This window comes from Acidimicrobiales bacterium (genome assembly GCA_036378675.1).
Lineage (GTDB): Bacteria > Actinomycetota > Acidimicrobiia > Acidimicrobiales > Palsa-688 > DASUWA01.
In genome coordinates this window covers 1-16,283 of the sequence record DASUWA010000022.1, presented here as the reverse complement: position 1 = coordinate 16,283, position 16,283 = coordinate 1, and the positions used below count along the sequence as shown (strand labels likewise).

Here is a 16,283-nt window from a genome sequence, read left to right as displayed (position 1 = left end):
GCAGTTACACGGGTGATCCTGGGCCTGCGGAGCGAGGGTTATCGAAGCAGATCTGGTGCTTGTTGTCGAGGGGTCACGAGGTGGCGTCGATCACCTTGATGAGGCCGTCGTAGAGCTTGGTGCGGAGCGCGTCGGCGTGGGCGGTGGCGTCGTCTCTTTGCCGGCGGAGGATGTCGACGAACTCGACGTCGGTCTTGTAGAACCCGCACCCTTCGCAGATGGTCTGGAAGCGGCAGTCGAGCTCAAGGGGACGGGTGCAGTGGCCGTTGGCGAGAAGCCGGGGATGGGTTCGGGTTGACTCGCTGTCGGTCGCTGATGCTGCTGTGGCGGCGTCGGCTTCGACGGCTTGGGTGGCTTTGAAGTACTGGTCCGCGACGTTGGTGTCGGATATCCGGGCGTAGACCAAGGTCATCCGCGGTGAGCGATGACCCAATAGCGCGGCGATGGCTTCAAGGCTCATCCCCCGGTTGAGGCACTGGGTGGCCAGGGTGTGGCGCAGCTGGTGAGGGTGGACTCTTCCGACACCGGCTCGGCGGGCGACAGCTGCCACGTAGCGGTGGATGGTGCGACGATCGAAGGGGTTGCCGTCGTCGCGTTCGAGCAGGAACCCGTTGCGTGATGGTCCTCGCCAGGCTTGGTAGTCGGTGATCAGCCCGACCAGCAGCGGGTGGAGTGGAACGTTGCGGTCGTTGTGGAGCTTGCCGATCGGGATGCGCAACCACCAGGTGTCGCCGACGCGGTACATGGCGTCATCACGCAGGCCTCCGAGCTCTCCGGCTCTCATCCCGGTGCGGGCCAATAGCTCGACCAGGAGACGGCGGCGACGGTCGGGATCGGTGGCGAGGGTGGCCATGAACTTCGCTGCGGTGGGGTCGTCTAGGAATTTCGGGAGCGGCTCGTCGGCTTTGGGGATATCGCCGGCGAAGATCGGAACTCTGCGTGGCGCGTCGTCCCAGTCCCAGTCGATGATCCGTTCGAAGAAGGTTCGGACCATGCCCAAGTTGTGGCGGATGGTGGTCTTGGACAGCGTGCCTTTGCGTCCCGGTCGCGCAGCTAGAGCCAGCTTGTAGTCCTCGATGTGGGTTCGGCTGATGTCGGCCACTCGAAGGCAGGTCGGGTCGGAGGCTGTTATATGGGCGGCCATGTGGCGCAAGGCCAGTGAGTAGGCCTCGACGCTGGTAGCCCGATGAGAGACCGATACCTGCTCGAGGTAGGCCATCATGGCCGCCACCATTTGCGGTGCTCGCGCTGCGATCTCATCCCAAGAGGTTTCCCGCGGCAGTGGTCCGTTGCAGGGAAGCCCTGCCTCTGCACCGGCGGCGCTCATCGGGCCATCCCCACAGCGGCTTGGGCATCGATGACCTCAGCGGCACGGCGATACTCATCGGCCAGCCAGTCCGAACCCAGATGCAGATACAGCTGGGTGGAAGCGATCGAGCGGTGCCCGGCTTGGGCCTGCAGGGCTTCGATTGACATGCCCGCTTCGCGTAGCCGGGTCAGACAGGTGTGTCTCAGTTCATGGCAGGTGCCATGCACCAGACCGGCGCGAGCCCGGGCACCGGAGATGATCTCGTCCAACCCTTCGATCGACAGCGCCTGACCCCGACGCGCTCCTTTCAACACCACGAACAGCCGGTCGGTCGGCGCGTTCGCCGGACGCTCTTTGTTCATGTAGGCAGCCACGGTGGTGAAGAAACTCGGTGAGACGGGCACCAGCCGCTGATGGCCACCCTTGCCCTCGTTCACGAACACCCGCCACTCACCCAGATGCAGGTCCTCTAGTCGAAGACCGATCACCTCCGCTCGACGCAGACCGCCCAAGGCCATCGCCTGCACCATCGCCCGATCCCGATCGGTGCGAAGCGCTCCCATCAAAGCGGCGAGCTCCTCGGGATCCAAGATGCGCGGCAGACGTCGCACCGCCCGGACCAGCGGCTGGCCACGCAACTCCCGTCGCGTTCGCCGAGTTGGCAAACCCCGCGGGACCGGATTGGTCTCCACCCCGACATCGCCGCGGGTTATCAGATACCCGTAGAACGCCGAAACCGCAGCCAGGCGTCTGCGGATCGTCGACATCGACAGTCCCGACTCGCGATCCGAGATCCGCACCACCTTCTCCGTGCCCGGCCGCGGCTGGCGTTGTGCGGTCACGAACCCCATCACATCCGCCGGGCGAACCTCCACCGGCTCCTTGCCAACGACCGTGAAGAACGCCTTCAGATCGTGCGCGTACGCCCGCACCGTGTTCGGCCGGGCCCGGCTCGCGGCGAACTCCAAGAACTCGTCCACCAGCCGATGACCAACAACGAAGCGCTCGCCGCCGCCCTCACGGGCGATCCGGCGAACCTGCGGAGACCAGACCATGATGATCCTCCCTGTCCGAGCTCCGCCCAGGAAGATTTTCCCCGGGCGAGTCGCTCAGCAGGTGGATCACCCGTATAAGTGCAGTTATGGGATGCCTCCCCTTTCGGTATCAATCGGTGTTGAGCCCCGCGATGAGATCCCCGCTGGGCTACCGTCCCAACGCGCTTGCATTTTCGCGCTCGTGGTCCCGCTCGCTGGCGTTGATGGGCAGCATCTCAATCCGGTGGCCGTCTGGGTCGGAGATGAACACCGAGTTGCGTGGTGTGATTTCGAAGGCTTCGATACCAGCCTCAGTAAGTCCCGCTACGAGCAACTCGACGTCGACGACGTCGACGTTCAGGGCGATGTGGTTCAGCTCCTCGCCGCCGTGTACGTCGCGGTCGGCCATTTCGAAGAGGTCGAGGCCCTGCATGCCGCAGCGCAAGAAGGAGGCCCTCATACCCGGAACCGATCCGCGGTCATCCAAGCCCAGTGCCTCCATGTAGAACGCCTTTGAACGATCAAGGTCTGTGACGTGAAGCACCAAATGATTGATGCCCGTCACATTCAGCTTCGATGTACCCATTGGTGCACTCCTGGTCGTCACTGACGGTCGAGGGTTCTGCAGGTCGTCAGCCCATCGAAATCAGTTCGAGCTGAATGTTGTCCGGATCGCGGAAAACGAGCACCGCATACCCCTCTCGATCGTTGATCGGTGACTGGAACACGTTCAGCGCTTGGAAGTGTTCTGCCCAGGTGAGAAGATCGGCACGTTGGGCGACCCCGAAGCTCACATGATCGAGCCCAGTCCGCGTCTCGTTGCATGGTTCGGATGCGTTGTCCGAGTGTGTGTGCAGGCCCACACACATTGAGAAGTCCGGCTTGCCAAGGACGATGGCGTATCCCGTACCGTCGGGATGGTCCTCCCTCATGAGCTCCGCCAGACCCAGTACTTCCTTGTACCACGCGACACTGCGGTCAAGGTCGGTGACGGTGAGTGAAACGTGGTGTATCGAGGTGATTTCAGGCATGGTGTGGTCCTCTCACGGCGAACTTGGCCTCAGCGAGTGGTCGCTAGCATTTGGTCGGCTTCCTCGGCACTGAGGGGGGGCCCGATCGGCCTGAGATCATGGGCTTCGGCGATACGTGCGAGTTCGTCCATCGCCGGAAATACCGGCTCGGTCGGCACGATCCGCGCGAGGGCCGGCACCCCGATCTCTCGAATCAGGTCCCGGAAGCTTGCGTTGTCGTGCACGAGCAGGATGCGAGCCTCGCGATCGCCGACGACCCGGAACGTGTGCGGCACGCCACGAGGCATAGACACCCAGTGCCCCGCTCCAACCAACAACTCGTCGTCGCCGCAGCGCACCACCATTTGGCCCTCGAGGATGTACCAGGTGTCGTCCAGGTTGTCGTGGACGTGCAGCGGTGGCGATGCGCCGACTGGCAAGGTCATCTCGAACACGACTGTGTTCATGCCGGTAGCGCAGCGGTGCTCAACGACCAAGGTGTCGAGGAACCACCAAGCCTCGCCGTGTTCGTCCTCGGGGGCGTCAACTACTGCCGTCGTCACTTCAGCTACCTCCTCCTCGCGAGGGACCTGGCCCCAATAGTCAGGATCCCTTACGAATACGGCTACAGTAAGGTATCCTTACGACTGTGTCAACCAGTATCTCCAACCGCCCCGACGGCGAGCCAAGTCCCTACATCGGCGCCCTGTTCGGGGTCGTCTGGCAATGGGTCCGCGACCAGCTTTATGCGGGCGTCGCTGCGGCGGGATACGACGATCTGAACGCCGCCCACGTAGGGCTCTGGCGCTATCCGGGCCTCGACGGACTACGTCCAAGCCAACTTGCGGACCGGAGGGGAATCACGAAGCAATCGGTCAACGAGCTACTCGGGCACCTGGAACAACACGGGTACCTCTTGCGGGTGCCCGATTCCGTCGACCGAAGGGCACGCGTGATTCGGCTCACTCCCAAAGGACGGCGACTCCAGCAGACAATCTATGAAGAGGCCGGGGCCGCCCAGCTACGGATCGAAGAGATCCTGGGAACACAGCGCTTCGCCCAACTGCACAGCTCCCTCGAAATGCTGAGCGAGCAACTCCCTGAGGCTCCGTCGCCCCTCCCTTAACACCAGTGGGAAGGCACATAACGACCACGACCACGGCCTGGACACGTGCGCCCGATTCGGCGATAGGGATGGATTGCGGAGTTTCTTGCGAGCCAACGGCTCTCCGGCGTTAGCCGTCCTCGGCCGCTACTCTGCGCTGGGTGGTTTCCAGTTCTTCAACTCGTCGACGAGTGCGGTCACGGGGGGTGCTTTGGGCCGTGCCTTCAGAAGCTCGTCTGGACGGCGAGTCAACGTGAGAACTACCCAGCCATCGGATGGGCGCTGCCGAAATGGCGGACGGGCGGCGAGTGGCAAGGAGTTTTCCACGAACGCGAGCCCGTTAACCAAGGCGAAGATGACGGCAACGAACCCGAGCCTTCCGATCAGGAGGCAACCCACTGCAATCGAAAGAATGTTGACGATCAATCCCCCGAGCGCAAAAACGACATACCGGGCTCTCGACCGGGGAACTGTTGTCGTTGACGTGAATCCTCTGATTGGCAGTAGTCGGAAGGTTACGGCCGCCCCACCGGCGTGAAACGTGGCTAGGCGCTTCCAAGTTCCCACCTCGACCGCTCGGACCTGAACTCGCATCGCCAGAGCTGCGACTGCGTGTCCCGCTTCGTGGATAATTATGCTCACGTACAGCACGAGCACCCATACACCGAGTCTCGCTGCGATAAACGCTGCTGAGGACACGAGCCGGACAATAGCCCGCCGACCAATATCCTTGGCGCTTGTGTGACATTGGCTCGCGCCTTTCATCTCGCGGTTCGCGCGACGCCGCAGAATGTGCGCTCCCCTCGGTTACGGTCTACGACCGGCTGCAGCGCTGGATTCGGCGATCCGTACCGGTCGGACTTGGTAGCGGCGATACTAAGACGATGCCCGGCAGAACGCAGCCAGATCAGGTTCGATGCGCCTTATGCGGGAAGGAGCAGAAGGAGGTAGGAAAACTGATAGCGACTGAACTCCATCAGGGTCCCCCGTCAGAGGAACATTGGATCGGGGCTCGCCCTGGCGCACCGATCATCTTGATTTGCAACGAGTGTGTTGACTCGCTTTGGGCAACGCTTCACGACGAGCCCTAACCACGGAGCGCACCGCGCCATAACGTCAGCGCATTTGGTTCGGTTGTCAGGTCAACCAGCGCCCCACACTCGGCGATACGGGCGTAGTTCCGAAACTACCGTAGGCAACCGTGGACACTGCCAGAGTCGTGTACTCTCCTTCGGGGATTAGGTACTCGATAATGGTTGTACCGCGGGGTATGCCGCTGATCCAAATACCTCTCACCTGGGCGCTCGGCTGGATCATCTGGTCCTTGCTTCCGGGCGATCAGTGGAAGATTTGGATAACGGTCTCTCGTCCCAGACGCACACTTCTGGGACGGACTCTGTACGAGCCAGGCGTTACAACGCCGTTCATCGGCTTCCGGTCCAAGGAAGATGCGATGGGCGCCGCTCGGGACATGGCCCTGAGAATCGAGCGTGGCGAGGAAATCCCTGGGTTGGAAGACGCCCCAAAGCATCAGGCTTGATTTCTCGACGGCACGCAGAACAATCTGTCTCGCGCCCTTCCGCTCAGATCCGGCTGCCAAGTGGAGCGCTCGGTAATCGGCGTTCCGAGCGGAGGGGGATGGGTCCGGAATGAAGCTATCCCTTCCGCCGTCTGAACTGATTCATCAAGATGTGGGCGAAATGGGTGCTGGCCCGGATAGTCGCCCAGGTTCCATCTTGCATAATGACGCAGACATTCTTCAAAGGACCAAGCGGCAGGTAATCGGTCGTTATTGATTGGATTTGCCATAGCGGAGCGTCGAGGATCGCGGAACCAGGGATCCCAGGTCCGCCATAGGGACCCCATCCGAGAAGGCGTTCCGAAGTTAGGACAAGGACCATGTCCTCCACGACCGGAAAAGCCGTACCAATCGCGGCTTCCAAGTTGCGACGGGCAGTACGGGCGTCGCGAATGGAACGTGGCGTCGGCGGTACTCCTAGCAGTCCTCTCAAGGCCCGGTCGTGAGCGGTTGGGTCGATCGGAGGACCGACCTCTGCCTCAGCTACTACCGACTCACCGTCATGGAGAACGGGACGCAGCTTGTCTTCAGTGAACGGCCACGACTTGGGGTCGTAGGGAGAGTCGATAAACCGATTCTGCCCCGTGGCCGGGCCGGAGTGGTTGACGAGGAGTGGGACGCTGACCAGAGCAGAACGTGAGCGCACTCAGTTATCCTCGGTCGCAACCGAGCCCGCGATATTCGTTGTTATGCGAGGGGCCCGTCTGCCCACAACCTGGTTATCACCTTTAGGACCCCGTGGTTCTCCGAAACAAACGCCGCCGCGGCCCCGAACCTTCCACCTTGGAATCCGCAAGCGCACGTAACCGCTGGATCGTTTCATTGTCTGTCTCAACGAGGCCGACCGTCGGATGCCGTGGGAAGTTGGGGCCGCTCTCGGTGAGGCGGAGGGCGGTTCGGGCTGCACGCTGCTGTGTCTCTGCGTCACCAAGCTGCCTCGCCGCCTCGATGAGAGCCAGATGCCAGCGAAAGAGTTGGTTGTTGAGAAGGCCACCTTGATCTAGGGCTGACTGCAACAACCTCATGCCCTCGTCTCGCTTGGAGTCTTCGTTCGTCGCGATAAGGATCTCTGCTAGCGATACCTCGACCATATGAGTGGTTGCGTTGAGGGTCGGATTCGCCTCGATTAGTTGTCGATACCAGTGCTCGGCTTCATCCATTCGGCCTTGCTGGCGGGCGACATCACCGAGGCGCTCGCGTGCAGTCCAGGCATGAAGCGAAGAGGGGTGCTCGACGAGTACTCGTTGCCAAAGCTTGTAGGCGGCGGTGAGGTTTCCTGCCCCGGCGAGAGATTCGCCCTTGATGTACAGATACTGCCCTCTGCTGTGAGAGCGGGCTCGGCGCAGGCGCTCCTCGAAGTCGCTCTGAGCCTCTAGGTCCCATGCCGGTGACCGAAACCACTCGTCCTCCACGACCCGAGGCTACTGAGCATCCAACGCGCCGAGACTCAACCGCGCCCAGAACAGCAGCATCGAGTTCGGTTGCGAAATCAACTATCGCTACGGATTCGGCGCGATGCGCTCTCCCGAGCCAGCAGGCGGAAAGCGGCCTCAATCTGCTGACGGCTTGGAGTGTCGCGCCACCAGTCGGTTCGGTCGCGCCAATCCGAGATAGTCGCGGTCGCCGCGGCTGTGCGGAGGTCACCCTTGCCGTAACGAAAGTCAAACTCGTAGACGTGCCCCTCGGGCGTGACCGCGATCCCGAACTCCATGTCGGTGTCATCTGGGAAGAAGTCCGCGAGGGCTATCCGGCCCGGCTCAAGACCTTTCGCAGTCAGTAACTCTCGCAGGCGCACCCAAACGGGGTCGTCGCTCTCCCGAAGCAACCGAGTTGACTGTGTGGCCACGTCCTCGTCCACAGACAGATTGTTCCATCCCGAGCGGCCCTGCCGAGGAGGAGGTCAACGGCGAGGCGTCCGGGAATCGGCGATACGAGCGGATTGCTTATCCGTTCGACAAGACGCGTTGGATGATCTCGGGAACCGGCCAGCGCCACCCGAAACCGAGCCTCAACCCTTCGGCGGCTTGCCGCCCCTGCCGGAGCGTGACGAGCGCCTTCCAGAGCGCCCAGCCACGAGCTCGGGCGAGGGTGCCGTCTGTTGGGTCTACCAAGCCGAGAAATGTCTCTCGGGCGTGCCCGTCGAAAGCCGTCCAGGCGATGGTGAGGTCGCACGCGGGATCGGCCACTGCAAGGCACCCGAAGTCGATCACCGCGGTGAGAGTTGTGTCTGTCCCTAGAAGGTTGGATGGCGTGATGTCGCCATGGACCCACACGGGCTCGGCCTCTATCGGGCTGTCAGTCGCTTCGATCCAGACCGCACGCGCCCTCCGATCGTCAATGACAGAGGCAAGCTCGGCAATCGCTGCCTGAGTTACGTCGTCGTAGGCAGCCGGGGAGGCCCCTCTGTAGAAGTTCTGGGGACCTGGACGGGGAGCTCCTGCCGTTGGGACCTTGTGGAGCGCTACCAGGAACACCCCTAGCTGCTCGGCGACCTTCGCTGATATGGGCGTCGGGCTCACCGCCAATGTCTGCCCTGGCAGCCATCGCCGAATCGACCAAGGCCAGCGGAACTGGCAATCGGGCCTGCCCAGTGCGAGGGATTCCGGGATCGCTAGAGGCAGTCGGCCCGCCGCCAGGACGGGTAGCCACTCATGCTCGAGAGCCGGCTGGGCCGCGTACCTCTCGTGGCTTGGAAGGCGGACTGCTAGATCATCACCGAGGCGGAACGTCCGATTGTCGTGGCCGTCGAGCGGCGCAGGGCGCAAGTCCAGCCCAGCCCAGTTCGGGAACTGGGATGCCAACAGGTGGGCGACGAGATCGGTGTCGATGACTGGCATCTTGCCCAAGCTGATCACTGATCAGGCGCCCCGCAAGTCATTTGCTGCCCCTAAGACACCCTGCCCAGAACGCGCGCACATCCCATTACGTTGTCGCGTCAACTGTCGCGCCCTATTTGATGTCATGAAGAAGCGCAGCGCCGCTTTTGCGTGATCTGGTCCGGTGGAGCGGGCAGGGGCGCCGAGCTGTGTGAGGGGTTCTTCGTGGCTATTTCGGTTGCGAACCGCCAGGGTTCCTCCCGTCGACGGGATCCGAGGGTGCGAGGCACACTCGGGGTTTCCACACCAACCCGGAAACGAAAGGAGACCCTGGTGGAACGTGAACAACAGTATGTCGGTATCGATTTGCACCGCCGACGGTCGGTGATCGTGAGGATGAACGACGCCGGCGACGTGTTGAATGTGTTGAAGATCGACAACGATCCTGTGGCTTTGTCGATGGCGGTCGCCGAGGCCGGCCCGGACCCCGAGGTGGTCCTCGAAGCGTGTTACGGATGGTATTGGGCAGCCGATCTGCTCCAGGCCGAGGGCGCCCGCGTGCATCTGGTCGACCCGCTGGGTCTGCATTGGGACACTCGCCGGGTCAAGAACGACGTCAAGGACGCGACTGAATTGGCTAACCGGTTGCGCCGAAATGATGTGCCCGAGGCGTGGATCGCCCCACCCGAGGTCCGGGAGTTACGCGAGCTGGTCCGCTACCGGGCGAAGCTGGTGGCGTTGCGCACCTCCGCCAAGGCTCAGGTGCACGCGGTGATGGCCAAACTCGGGATCCTCCCGCCGATAGGCGACATGTTCGGACCCGCAGGCCAGTCACTGCTAGATGACATGGACTTCCCCGGCCCTTACGGCCTGCGGGTCGAATCATTGCGGGACCTGCTAGAGATCTACGACCGCGAACTGGCCATGGTGGAACGCGAAATCCACAGCTGGCTCAAAGACGGCCGCGGCTACAACGCGATCCAAGCCCTGTGCGGGATCGGCCCGATCACCGCCGCGATCCTGGTTGCTGAGATCGGAGACGTGCACCGATTCGCCTCGGCTCGGCATCTGTGCTCTTGGGCGGGGATGACCCCCAAGCTGCACGAGTCCGACACCACCTCCAACCGTGGCAGGATCACCAAACAGGGATCGACGATCGTGCGTTGGGCGGTGGTCGAATCGGTCGCCCGCTACCACGGCGGAGCACCGATCGCTCCCACCTACCGTCGGATCGCCGAGCGGCGTGGCGGCAAGGTCGGGAACAAGATCGCCAAGGTCGCCGCGGCGAGGAAATTGCTCAAGCTGGTCTACTACGGGCTGCGGGACGGCGAGATCCGCTGCCTGAACCGGGAGGCCGCTTGAACAGGCTCGGACACAGCCAGGACGCGAGCTCGAGGAACGCCGTGGCCCCCACACCCGTGGCGTGGCCGTCTATTTGAGTGAGCCCGTCTGGCTGTGGCCGGAACACACCATGCGAACCAGCGCGAAGGAATGGCCGGCCGCCGAGCACCTTTCGGTCGCCCCGCTCAACGTGTTGAGCAATGGTGAGGTCCGCTGTGTCCAACCACAGTCAACCAAGGACCGCCGCCGGCGGTCCTGAACCGATTGTGGCTGGCGACAACTAAACCCCCGGGGCCCTCAAGGCTCCCCCTACGGGCGGCCCTAACGGGCCGGCCTTGACCGCCCCTCCCACCCGCAGACGATTCAACGGAATCGCCCAGCGCCGCTCACGCGCGCCCCTGAGCAACCAACCTCGCCACCAACGCCGGCAGAAAACTGACTTCGACTCCCTCGAAGACTCTTGACATCAAGCGCTTCTTCAGGAACGGCGTTCGTTTGCCCGCTCCGGGACCCCTGGCAGGCCAATACGCGCGACATATTGTCGGCACCAGGGTGTGCGAATCGGGCATTGTCTTACAACGTGAGCGGCCCCGTTGACGTTGAGATTCGGTGGCGGGCACCCGTCACCGATCAGGAGTTAGTTCTTCTCACTGAATCCCACGGCGGCCGTGCCGTAGCCGGATGGTGGGACCAGATCCGGCCGCACAGTTTGGGTTGGGTAACGGCACGCCTTGCTGAGGGTTCACTCGTCGGGTTCGTCAACGTCGCCTGGGACGGGGCCGACCACGCATTTCTTCTGGACACTAAAACCGACCCGGGGTATCAGAGGCAAGGGATCGGCACCGCTTTGGTCGAACTAGCAGTCAGAGAATCGCGCGAGGCGGGCTGCGAGTGGCTCCATGTCGATTTCGAAAAGGAACTTCGCCCCTTCTACCTCGGAGCGTGTCAGTTCCAACCGCCGCAAGGTGCTGGTCTGATCCACCTCCAGGAACCTGATTAGTCTCGACAGCGGTCTGGGTTTGAGTCGCCGTGCATAACGTCACCGGCTCCCAACCCGGTGTGTCAGCATCTCGGGGTGCAGCCAGACTCCACCGGGAGTCCGTGGCGGCTGATCGATCAGCGCCCTGGTCCCAGCCGCTGGATCAATGTTGTAACGAACACGTATGAGATGCCCGATGGATCGGCCACAAAGTGGGACCTAATGGTCGCCTCCGACGCTGTCGCTGTTGTCGCTCTCACCGAGGAGCACGACGTAATACTTGCCCGCCAATATCGGCCGGGGCCAGGCGTCTTTCTTAACGAGCTGCCCGGTGGCGAGGTCGACGAAGGGGAGAGCCCGGCGGAAGCAGCGGCCCGCGAGCTTCGGGAGGAGACCGGATTCGAGGGGGACTTGATCATCCTTGGTCATAGCTGGCAAGGAGCAAATATCACCCGACGGAAGTGGGCTGCGCTTGCTACGGACTGTCGCGCGCTCGGCAAGCCGTGTCTCGAGTTGACTGACGAGTTCTGCGAGACACTCCGCGTCTCGATGATGGAGTTCCGGGAGCTTGTCAGGTCGGGCCAACTAACAGACGCCTGGGCCGGATACCGGGCGCTCGACCACTTGGGTTTGCTCGGCTGAACACTGGACGCGGTAGGGTTCCGGCCGTGGGCTTCGCCGCCTCACGACCAAGACCCTGATCAGCACGCCGAACGTTCCATACCGAGCGGGTCGCGACGATCCAGCAGTGGCCGACGCGACGGAGTTGACGGCGTTTCGAGCGCTCAGCGACCTGCCTGAGAGAGGATCAGAACGATTCACAGAAGCGACTTCTAGGTACGCTCTCAGCGTGGAAGTCGGGCTTTATGCCGGGTCCTTCGACCCCGTCCATCTCGGGCACATGGCGTTGATCGCCACCGCTTCCGAGAAACTTGACCAGATCGTTGTGGTCGTTGCCACCAACCCAGAGAAGCGGACTGCGATGTTCTCTGTGCCGGAACGACTAGAGATGCTTTGGGCAGCGTGTCAAGACCTCGCGAACGTGCGGGTGGCCGCACACAGCGGGGTTGCTGATCGACATCGCCGCCCAGGTTGGGGCCACTGTGTTGGTGAGAAGCGCGGGCAAAGAACACGTGGATGAAGAACAGATGACCTACTTGAACGGGTGCGAAGGGCTCCCGACCCTCCTCATCCCCTCGGACCCGGAGACAGCGTTCATCTCGTCGTCGCAGGTACGCACCCTGATAGCGGTCGGCGCCCTCGACACGGCCACCAAGCTGGTGCCAGCCGGGGTCACTGATACCGCCAATGCACGCGACAATACGGCGCTATCCCGGTGATCCTGCGTGGGCAGATTGTCAGCGCATCGGGTTACGGCCAGGGCCACCGCGGGCCGATCGTGACTCGGCGATCGGCGTCATGTGATCAGGGTCAAGCGAGCGACTGGAGGAGGCTCTTCTCGATCGAACTGTCGAAGGTCGTTCTCTGATCCGGCGGCTCCGAATCGAGGGCCGCCTTGATTGTGTCGTCTAAGTCTCTGAACTCGAGGCCAGCTTGGAGTGCTCTGGAGATGTCCACACGGTTGGCCCCCTTCCATGCGGGATCACCAATCCATAGAGGGACGCCCATCCAGGGAGTGAGCCCGGCCTCGAGCAACTTCTGGCTTGGCACCCAAACCACTTCGACATCGCTTGCGCACACCCGCCGGCATGCCTCGACCAGCGCAGCGAAGTCCATCGTGGCTCCCGTGGCGTTGAACGTCCCGGAACGATTGTCCTGGACCAACCGCAGCATGAAGCGCCCGAGGTCACGAACGTCGATGAACTGCAGAGGATCTGTCGGGTCTCCGGGAGCCAGCACGACGCCGCCCTCGGCGATGCGCCGCGGCCAATAGGAGAACCGCTCCGTCGGGTCATGCGGGCCGACGATGAGCCCGGGACGCACGATCGTGGAGCGCTCGCCAAGGCGCGTTGTGACGAGCTCCTCACATGCCGCCTTTCGAGCCCCGTACCTCAGTGGCGTCTCATCGGACGGATCTTCCAGTTCGAGCACAGGGGCGCCTTCCACCGGAGGGATACTCTGGTCGGCGTACACAGAGACTGTGGAGACGAACAGGTAGCGCTCAACCGAGTCGGCTAGGGCTTCGAGCGATCTAGCCACGGTTGTCGGGTGGTAGGCGGCTACATCGATTATCGCATCCCATGTCCGTCCTGCCAGAGAGCCGAGATCGGACTGCCGATCTCCGTGCACCTTCTCGACTGCTCCATCGAAGAGGTCCGCATTGGTGAGCCCCCGATTGAACAGAGTCACCCGGTAGCCAAGCTCCAGGGCAGCTTCAGACACCGCCCGACCTACGAACTTCGTCCCACCCAACACCAAGACGTGAAGCTGCTTCGACACGTTGACGTTGTCCTCCTCGTCCTTACAGACCCAGTCAATCACCGACCGCGACATAAGACGCGTGCAATAACTTGCCTCTCTGAGGTTCGGGCTTGCACTGGTCGAGCCGAATCGTCGATCCGGGCGGGTACGGCGAGGCGGTTACTCCTCCTCGTCGAGCGAAGCGGCTTGCCGCCAACGAAACCCGACCCGGACCAGGTAAGCCCCAACAAGGATGCACGCGCCGCCGATAACCGTCCATACTGTCTCTCCAGTCATGAACGACCCGCCGATGAGGCCTACACCTTGGCCCAGCCAGATGACGCCCACCACCAAGAAGACGCCGCCGAGGGCAAAGAGGACGCGCACGGCACCAAGATAGGTCCCGGCCCGCGGGGGGAAGGACGAAGATCCTTGGGCTCTGCCATGCCAGACCGCGCCGCCATCCGGTTACGTATCCGCGTCAACCCTCGCGACCGAGTCCGCGCTCTGATCGCACTCCGATCCGCCACGATGGTGGGATGATTCGTATCCGACGAGTCCGGTCGAGACTGCCGATCGGGCGCACCTATGAGGTGGAGATTTCACCGAAGCAGCCATCGGAGCCACAGCAACACCGGATAACCCGCGCGCCGCTTCAGCTGCTTGAACCGTTGCTCGGTACTGGCGATTCCTGGTCTTTCATCGACGCCGCGGACCGAGCCTGGGCGGACGGAAAACAAGGGTGGGCTGTCGAGTTCGAGGAGCGCCCCGAATAACTGACCGTGCGCTCAGGTCGAGAGTCGCTAGCGAGCTTTGATCGCTTGGTAATCGGCGATCCGGCTCGCGGACGACCTCACGACCATCGTGGCGAACCCGGCTAGCCCCGCCATGCAGGGTGACCCTGTGTCAGTCTGAGGCAGTGAACGCTGTCATGCGGATCGAGACAAGTAGACCGGGCAGCTCGACGCCGAGCTTGGCGACGTAGCGGGCCGGTGGGTCAGAAGGGAACCAGCGGGCGTACTCCTCGTTCAAGCCCGCAAAGTCAGCGGGGTCGGTGAGCAGTACGCCGACCTCAACTACATCGTCCAAGCTGGCACCGCCGGCCTGAAGAATGGCTTCGCAGTTCTTCAGGGCCTGTCGTGTCTGATCCTCGACGGTGCCTGCTGCCAGCCTTCCCGTACTCGGAACAATGCCAACGATGCCCGAGATGTGTATGTGCGGTCCGGCCATTACTCCCTGACTAAACAGAGGGGAACTCGGCGCATCCGACGTTGCGATGATCTGCCGGGGCATGAAGCTCCTCCGTTTCCAAGCGGTCGGCGCTTGAGAGCAGAATCGTAGATAGCGGAGCTGGATCGGCGCAGAACATCGGCGCCGGAAGTTAAGTCCCAGGCGTCATCCTTCGCGCCCGATTCGGCGATCGGGGCGGCTTCAACGGCCCTCTCGGATCAGGAACTCAGGAAGGCCCGGCCACCGTCGGCGAGCCGAGCTCGAGCTCGCTCGACGTGGTGGCCAGTGACCATTTCGAGTGCATGTTCACAGCGGGCGCTGTAAGCAAGTACCCAGAGCGCAGCAGCCAGAGTGGCCCGCGTCTGGGTCGAATCGAATACCCGACCAGATGCTTTCTCGTAGGCGGCGGTGTACTCGAGGACGTCGTCGGCATCGGGGGCAATGGGATCGTCAATCTCGCCGGTGGACCGCCATGTGGCTGCGGCCTGACCCACGAGGGTCGATTCAGCGCACAGGGCCATTGAGTCCCAGTCGTAGACAGCAACGAGGGCGACCTGCTCGATTCGGATGTTTCGAGCAGACCAGTCGGTGTGGCCGATGACCGGCGGGCTTGCGTCGACCTGTCGGGCGTCTTTGGCTGCTCGCGCAAAGTCGTCAATCCACCCGGCCGCCTCGGCGCCCATGGAGAAGTCGAAGATCGGATTGTGAGGTGTCGGATAGAGTCGGTCCGCAGAGGGATTCAGAGGGTGACCGCCGAGTGCAGGAAGGTCGAGCGGGCGGCAAGCGTCGACCAGGGTTCCTAAGCCCGACGCGCTCGCGTTCATCTCTTCCTTCGTGCTGAACGCTTTCATGCCTGGATCGGCGACGAATGTCTCGACCGTTGCCCAAGCGGGGCCAGCTCTCGCTGGGCCCAGCAGCGGCTTGGCGCACGGGAACCCTCGCTCGGACAGATGTGCCTGAACCGCGACCACGCCTGCAAGGAATCCTTCCTCCCAAGCGGGCTGATACGCCTTGACGACGACTTCACTAGCGTCATCGAGTCGCAGCCCAGCCACGCAGCCGGCGGAGGACCCGTAGAACAGCGCCGACTGCACACCCGTCCCGAGGTGCTCCAAGCAGAACACTTCGAAATAGGCCGCGACCCGGTCGGGCTCCGACGTGCCGAACACCCCGATCTCCACACTGGCCGACTGCCAACGCGCGATATGCGAGCGCACCAGCTCGGCCAAGACTGTCATCGATCGAAGGTACACGTCGACCTGATACCGGGTCTGTGAAGGGACCTCATCCTCATCTCGCGCCTTCGTGAATGATGCGCCCGAACGCGCGCACATCTGGTTCGCTTGTCACGTCAACAACTCATGCCGATTCGGCGATCCGCGGGACTGTCCACCAAACGGTGTTTCTGGCTTGACACGCTGAGCTGATAGCTCGGCGAGAAAGGCTGGAGATGACTGCAACACTGGATGATGTGGCCAAGAAGCGGCCGGTCGAACAGTCGGCTGAGCAGGAGGTAGCG

21 protein-coding genes are annotated in these 16,283 nt (G+C 62.7%); 7 read left to right on the top strand and 14 right to left on the bottom strand.

What is annotated here, in order from left to right; translation table 11 throughout:
• Window positions 1–73: 73 nt before the first annotated feature.
• From VFZ97_08335 to VFZ97_08315, 5 genes are all read right to left on the bottom strand, one after another.
• On the bottom strand, window positions 74–1,327 hold the full coding sequence (locus tag VFZ97_08335) for a tyrosine-type recombinase/integrase (protein HEX6393436.1): 1,254 nt from the start codon (window positions 1,325–1,327) through the stop codon (window positions 74–76).
• Window positions 1,324–2,364 carry a tyrosine-type recombinase/integrase gene (locus VFZ97_08330; GenBank protein HEX6393435.1) on the bottom strand — a complete coding sequence of 347 codons (1,041 nt, stop codon included), beginning with the start codon at window positions 2,362–2,364 and terminating at the stop codon, window positions 1,324–1,326. Before VFZ97_08330 ends, VFZ97_08335 begins: the two co-directional genes overlap by 4 nt.
• A 148-nt stretch (window positions 2,365–2,512) precedes the next feature.
• A complete protein-coding gene (locus VFZ97_08325) occupies window positions 2,513–2,929 on the bottom strand; it encodes a VOC family protein (protein HEX6393434.1) in 417 nt (138 codons plus the stop codon).
• A gap of 46 nt (window positions 2,930–2,975) precedes the next feature.
• Complete coding sequence (locus VFZ97_08320; protein ID HEX6393433.1) at window positions 2,976–3,374, bottom strand: VOC family protein; 399 nt, start codon at window positions 3,372–3,374, stop codon at window positions 2,976–2,978.
• A gap of 29 nt (window positions 3,375–3,403) precedes the next feature.
• Window positions 3,404–3,916, bottom strand: a complete 513-nt coding sequence (locus VFZ97_08315) for a cupin domain-containing protein (protein HEX6393432.1) — start codon at window positions 3,914–3,916, stop codon at window positions 3,404–3,406.
• A gap of 86 nt (window positions 3,917–4,002) precedes the next feature.
• On the opposite strand from VFZ97_08315, the gene VFZ97_08310 reads away from it, so the two are divergent.
• Window positions 4,003–4,479 (top strand): MarR family winged helix-turn-helix transcriptional regulator, encoded by a 477-nt coding sequence (locus VFZ97_08310; GenBank protein ID HEX6393431.1) that lies wholly within the window; start codon window positions 4,003–4,005, stop codon window positions 4,477–4,479.
• Between the two features lie 126 nt (window positions 4,480–4,605).
• Here VFZ97_08310 and VFZ97_08305 read toward each other — a convergent pair whose 3' ends face one another.
• A complete protein-coding gene (locus VFZ97_08305) occupies window positions 4,606–5,157 on the bottom strand; it encodes a site-2 protease family protein (protein ID HEX6393430.1) in 552 nt (183 codons plus the stop codon).
• A 502-nt stretch (window positions 5,158–5,659) separates the two neighbouring features.
• Between VFZ97_08305 and VFZ97_08300 the strand changes: the two genes are divergently transcribed.
• Window positions 5,660–5,998, top strand: a complete 339-nt coding sequence (locus VFZ97_08300) for a hypothetical protein (protein HEX6393429.1) — start codon at window positions 5,660–5,662, stop codon at window positions 5,996–5,998.
• Window positions 5,999–6,113: 115 nt separating this feature from the next.
• On the opposite strand, the gene VFZ97_08295 is transcribed toward VFZ97_08300, so the two are convergent.
• From VFZ97_08295 to VFZ97_08280, 4 genes are all read right to left on the bottom strand, one after another.
• Complete coding sequence (locus tag VFZ97_08295) at window positions 6,114–6,683, bottom strand: hypothetical protein (GenBank protein ID HEX6393428.1); 570 nt, start codon at window positions 6,681–6,683, stop codon at window positions 6,114–6,116.
• A gap of 82 nt (window positions 6,684–6,765) precedes the next feature.
• The gene (locus VFZ97_08290; GenBank protein ID HEX6393427.1) at window positions 6,766–7,449 is read right to left on the bottom strand and encodes a tetratricopeptide repeat protein; all 684 of its coding nucleotides are present in this window, start codon (window positions 7,447–7,449) and stop codon (window positions 6,766–6,768) included.
• 77 nt (window positions 7,450–7,526) lie between these two features.
• Window positions 7,527–7,895 (bottom strand): hypothetical protein, encoded by a 369-nt coding sequence (locus tag VFZ97_08285; GenBank protein ID HEX6393426.1) that lies wholly within the window; start codon window positions 7,893–7,895, stop codon window positions 7,527–7,529.
• 85 nt (window positions 7,896–7,980) lie between these two features.
• Window positions 7,981–8,874, bottom strand: coding sequence for an aminoglycoside phosphotransferase family protein (locus VFZ97_08280; GenBank protein ID HEX6393425.1), 894 nt, complete (start codon window positions 8,872–8,874; stop codon window positions 7,981–7,983).
• Window positions 8,875–9,186: 312 nt separating this feature from the next.
• On the opposite strand from VFZ97_08280, the gene VFZ97_08275 reads away from it, so the two are divergent.
• From VFZ97_08275 to VFZ97_08255, 5 genes are all read left to right on the top strand, one after another.
• A complete protein-coding gene (locus VFZ97_08275) occupies window positions 9,187–10,215 on the top strand; it encodes an IS110 family transposase (GenBank protein ID HEX6393424.1) in 1,029 nt (342 codons plus the stop codon).
• A 559-nt stretch (window positions 10,216–10,774) separates the two neighbouring features.
• Entirely contained in the window at window positions 10,775–11,194 is a 420-nt protein-coding gene (locus VFZ97_08270) for a GNAT family N-acetyltransferase (GenBank protein HEX6393423.1), read from the top strand.
• A 75-nt stretch (window positions 11,195–11,269) separates the two neighbouring features.
• Window positions 11,270–11,815 carry an NUDIX hydrolase gene (locus VFZ97_08265; protein HEX6393422.1) on the top strand — a complete coding sequence of 182 codons (546 nt, stop codon included), beginning with the start codon at window positions 11,270–11,272 and terminating at the stop codon, window positions 11,813–11,815.
• 208 nt (window positions 11,816–12,023) lie between these two features.
• Window positions 12,024–12,314 carry an adenylyltransferase/cytidyltransferase family protein gene (locus VFZ97_08260; protein HEX6393421.1) on the top strand — a complete coding sequence of 97 codons (291 nt, stop codon included), beginning with the start codon at window positions 12,024–12,026 and terminating at the stop codon, window positions 12,312–12,314.
• Window positions 12,315–12,321: 7 nt separating this feature from the next.
• Window positions 12,322–12,513 (top strand): hypothetical protein, encoded by a 192-nt coding sequence (locus tag VFZ97_08255; GenBank protein ID HEX6393420.1) that lies wholly within the window; start codon window positions 12,322–12,324, stop codon window positions 12,511–12,513.
• Between the two features lie 91 nt (window positions 12,514–12,604).
• Here VFZ97_08255 and VFZ97_08250 read toward each other — a convergent pair whose 3' ends face one another.
• The 4 genes from VFZ97_08250 to VFZ97_08235 form a co-directional block, all read right to left on the bottom strand.
• The gene (locus VFZ97_08250; protein HEX6393419.1) at window positions 12,605–13,615 is read right to left on the bottom strand and encodes an NAD-dependent epimerase/dehydratase family protein; all 1,011 of its coding nucleotides are present in this window, start codon (window positions 13,613–13,615) and stop codon (window positions 12,605–12,607) included.
• A gap of 99 nt (window positions 13,616–13,714) precedes the next feature.
• Window positions 13,715–13,921 carry a hypothetical protein gene (locus VFZ97_08245; protein ID HEX6393418.1) on the bottom strand — a complete coding sequence of 69 codons (207 nt, stop codon included), beginning with the start codon at window positions 13,919–13,921 and terminating at the stop codon, window positions 13,715–13,717.
• Between the two features lie 519 nt (window positions 13,922–14,440).
• The gene (locus tag VFZ97_08240) at window positions 14,441–14,827 is read right to left on the bottom strand and encodes a Rid family hydrolase (GenBank protein ID HEX6393417.1); all 387 of its coding nucleotides are present in this window, start codon (window positions 14,825–14,827) and stop codon (window positions 14,441–14,443) included.
• Window positions 14,828–14,982: 155 nt separating this feature from the next.
• The gene (locus tag VFZ97_08235; protein ID HEX6393416.1) at window positions 14,983–16,002 is read right to left on the bottom strand and encodes a phosphotransferase; all 1,020 of its coding nucleotides are present in this window, start codon (window positions 16,000–16,002) and stop codon (window positions 14,983–14,985) included.
• Between the last annotated feature and the right edge of the window lie 281 nt (window positions 16,003–16,283).

Excerpts from the sequence above, each read along its gene's own strand:
- VFZ97_08240 (HEX6393417.1), bottom strand. The coding sequence starts at position 14,827 with ATGCCCCGGCAGATCATCGCAACGTCGGATGCGCCGAGTTCCCCTCTG.
- VFZ97_08320 (HEX6393433.1), bottom strand. The coding sequence starts at position 3,374 with ATGCCTGAAATCACCTCGATACACCACGTTTCACTCACCGTCACCGAC.
- VFZ97_08255 (HEX6393420.1), top strand. The coding sequence starts at position 12,322 with ATGACCTACTTGAACGGGTGCGAAGGGCTCCCGACCCTCCTCATCCCC.
- VFZ97_08235 (HEX6393416.1), bottom strand. The coding sequence starts at position 16,002 with ATGACAGTCTTGGCCGAGCTGGTGCGCTCGCATATCGCGCGTTGGCAG.
- VFZ97_08280 (HEX6393425.1), bottom strand. The coding sequence starts at position 8,874 with ATGCCAGTCATCGACACCGATCTCGTCGCCCACCTGTTGGCATCCCAG.
- VFZ97_08335 (HEX6393436.1), bottom strand. The coding sequence starts at position 1,327 with ATGAGCGCCGCCGGTGCAGAGGCAGGGCTTCCCTGCAACGGACCACTG.
- VFZ97_08325 (HEX6393434.1), bottom strand. The coding sequence starts at position 2,929 with ATGGGTACATCGAAGCTGAATGTGACGGGCATCAATCATTTGGTGCTT.
- VFZ97_08330 (HEX6393435.1), bottom strand. The coding sequence starts at position 2,364 with ATGGTCTGGTCTCCGCAGGTTCGCCGGATCGCCCGTGAGGGCGGCGGC.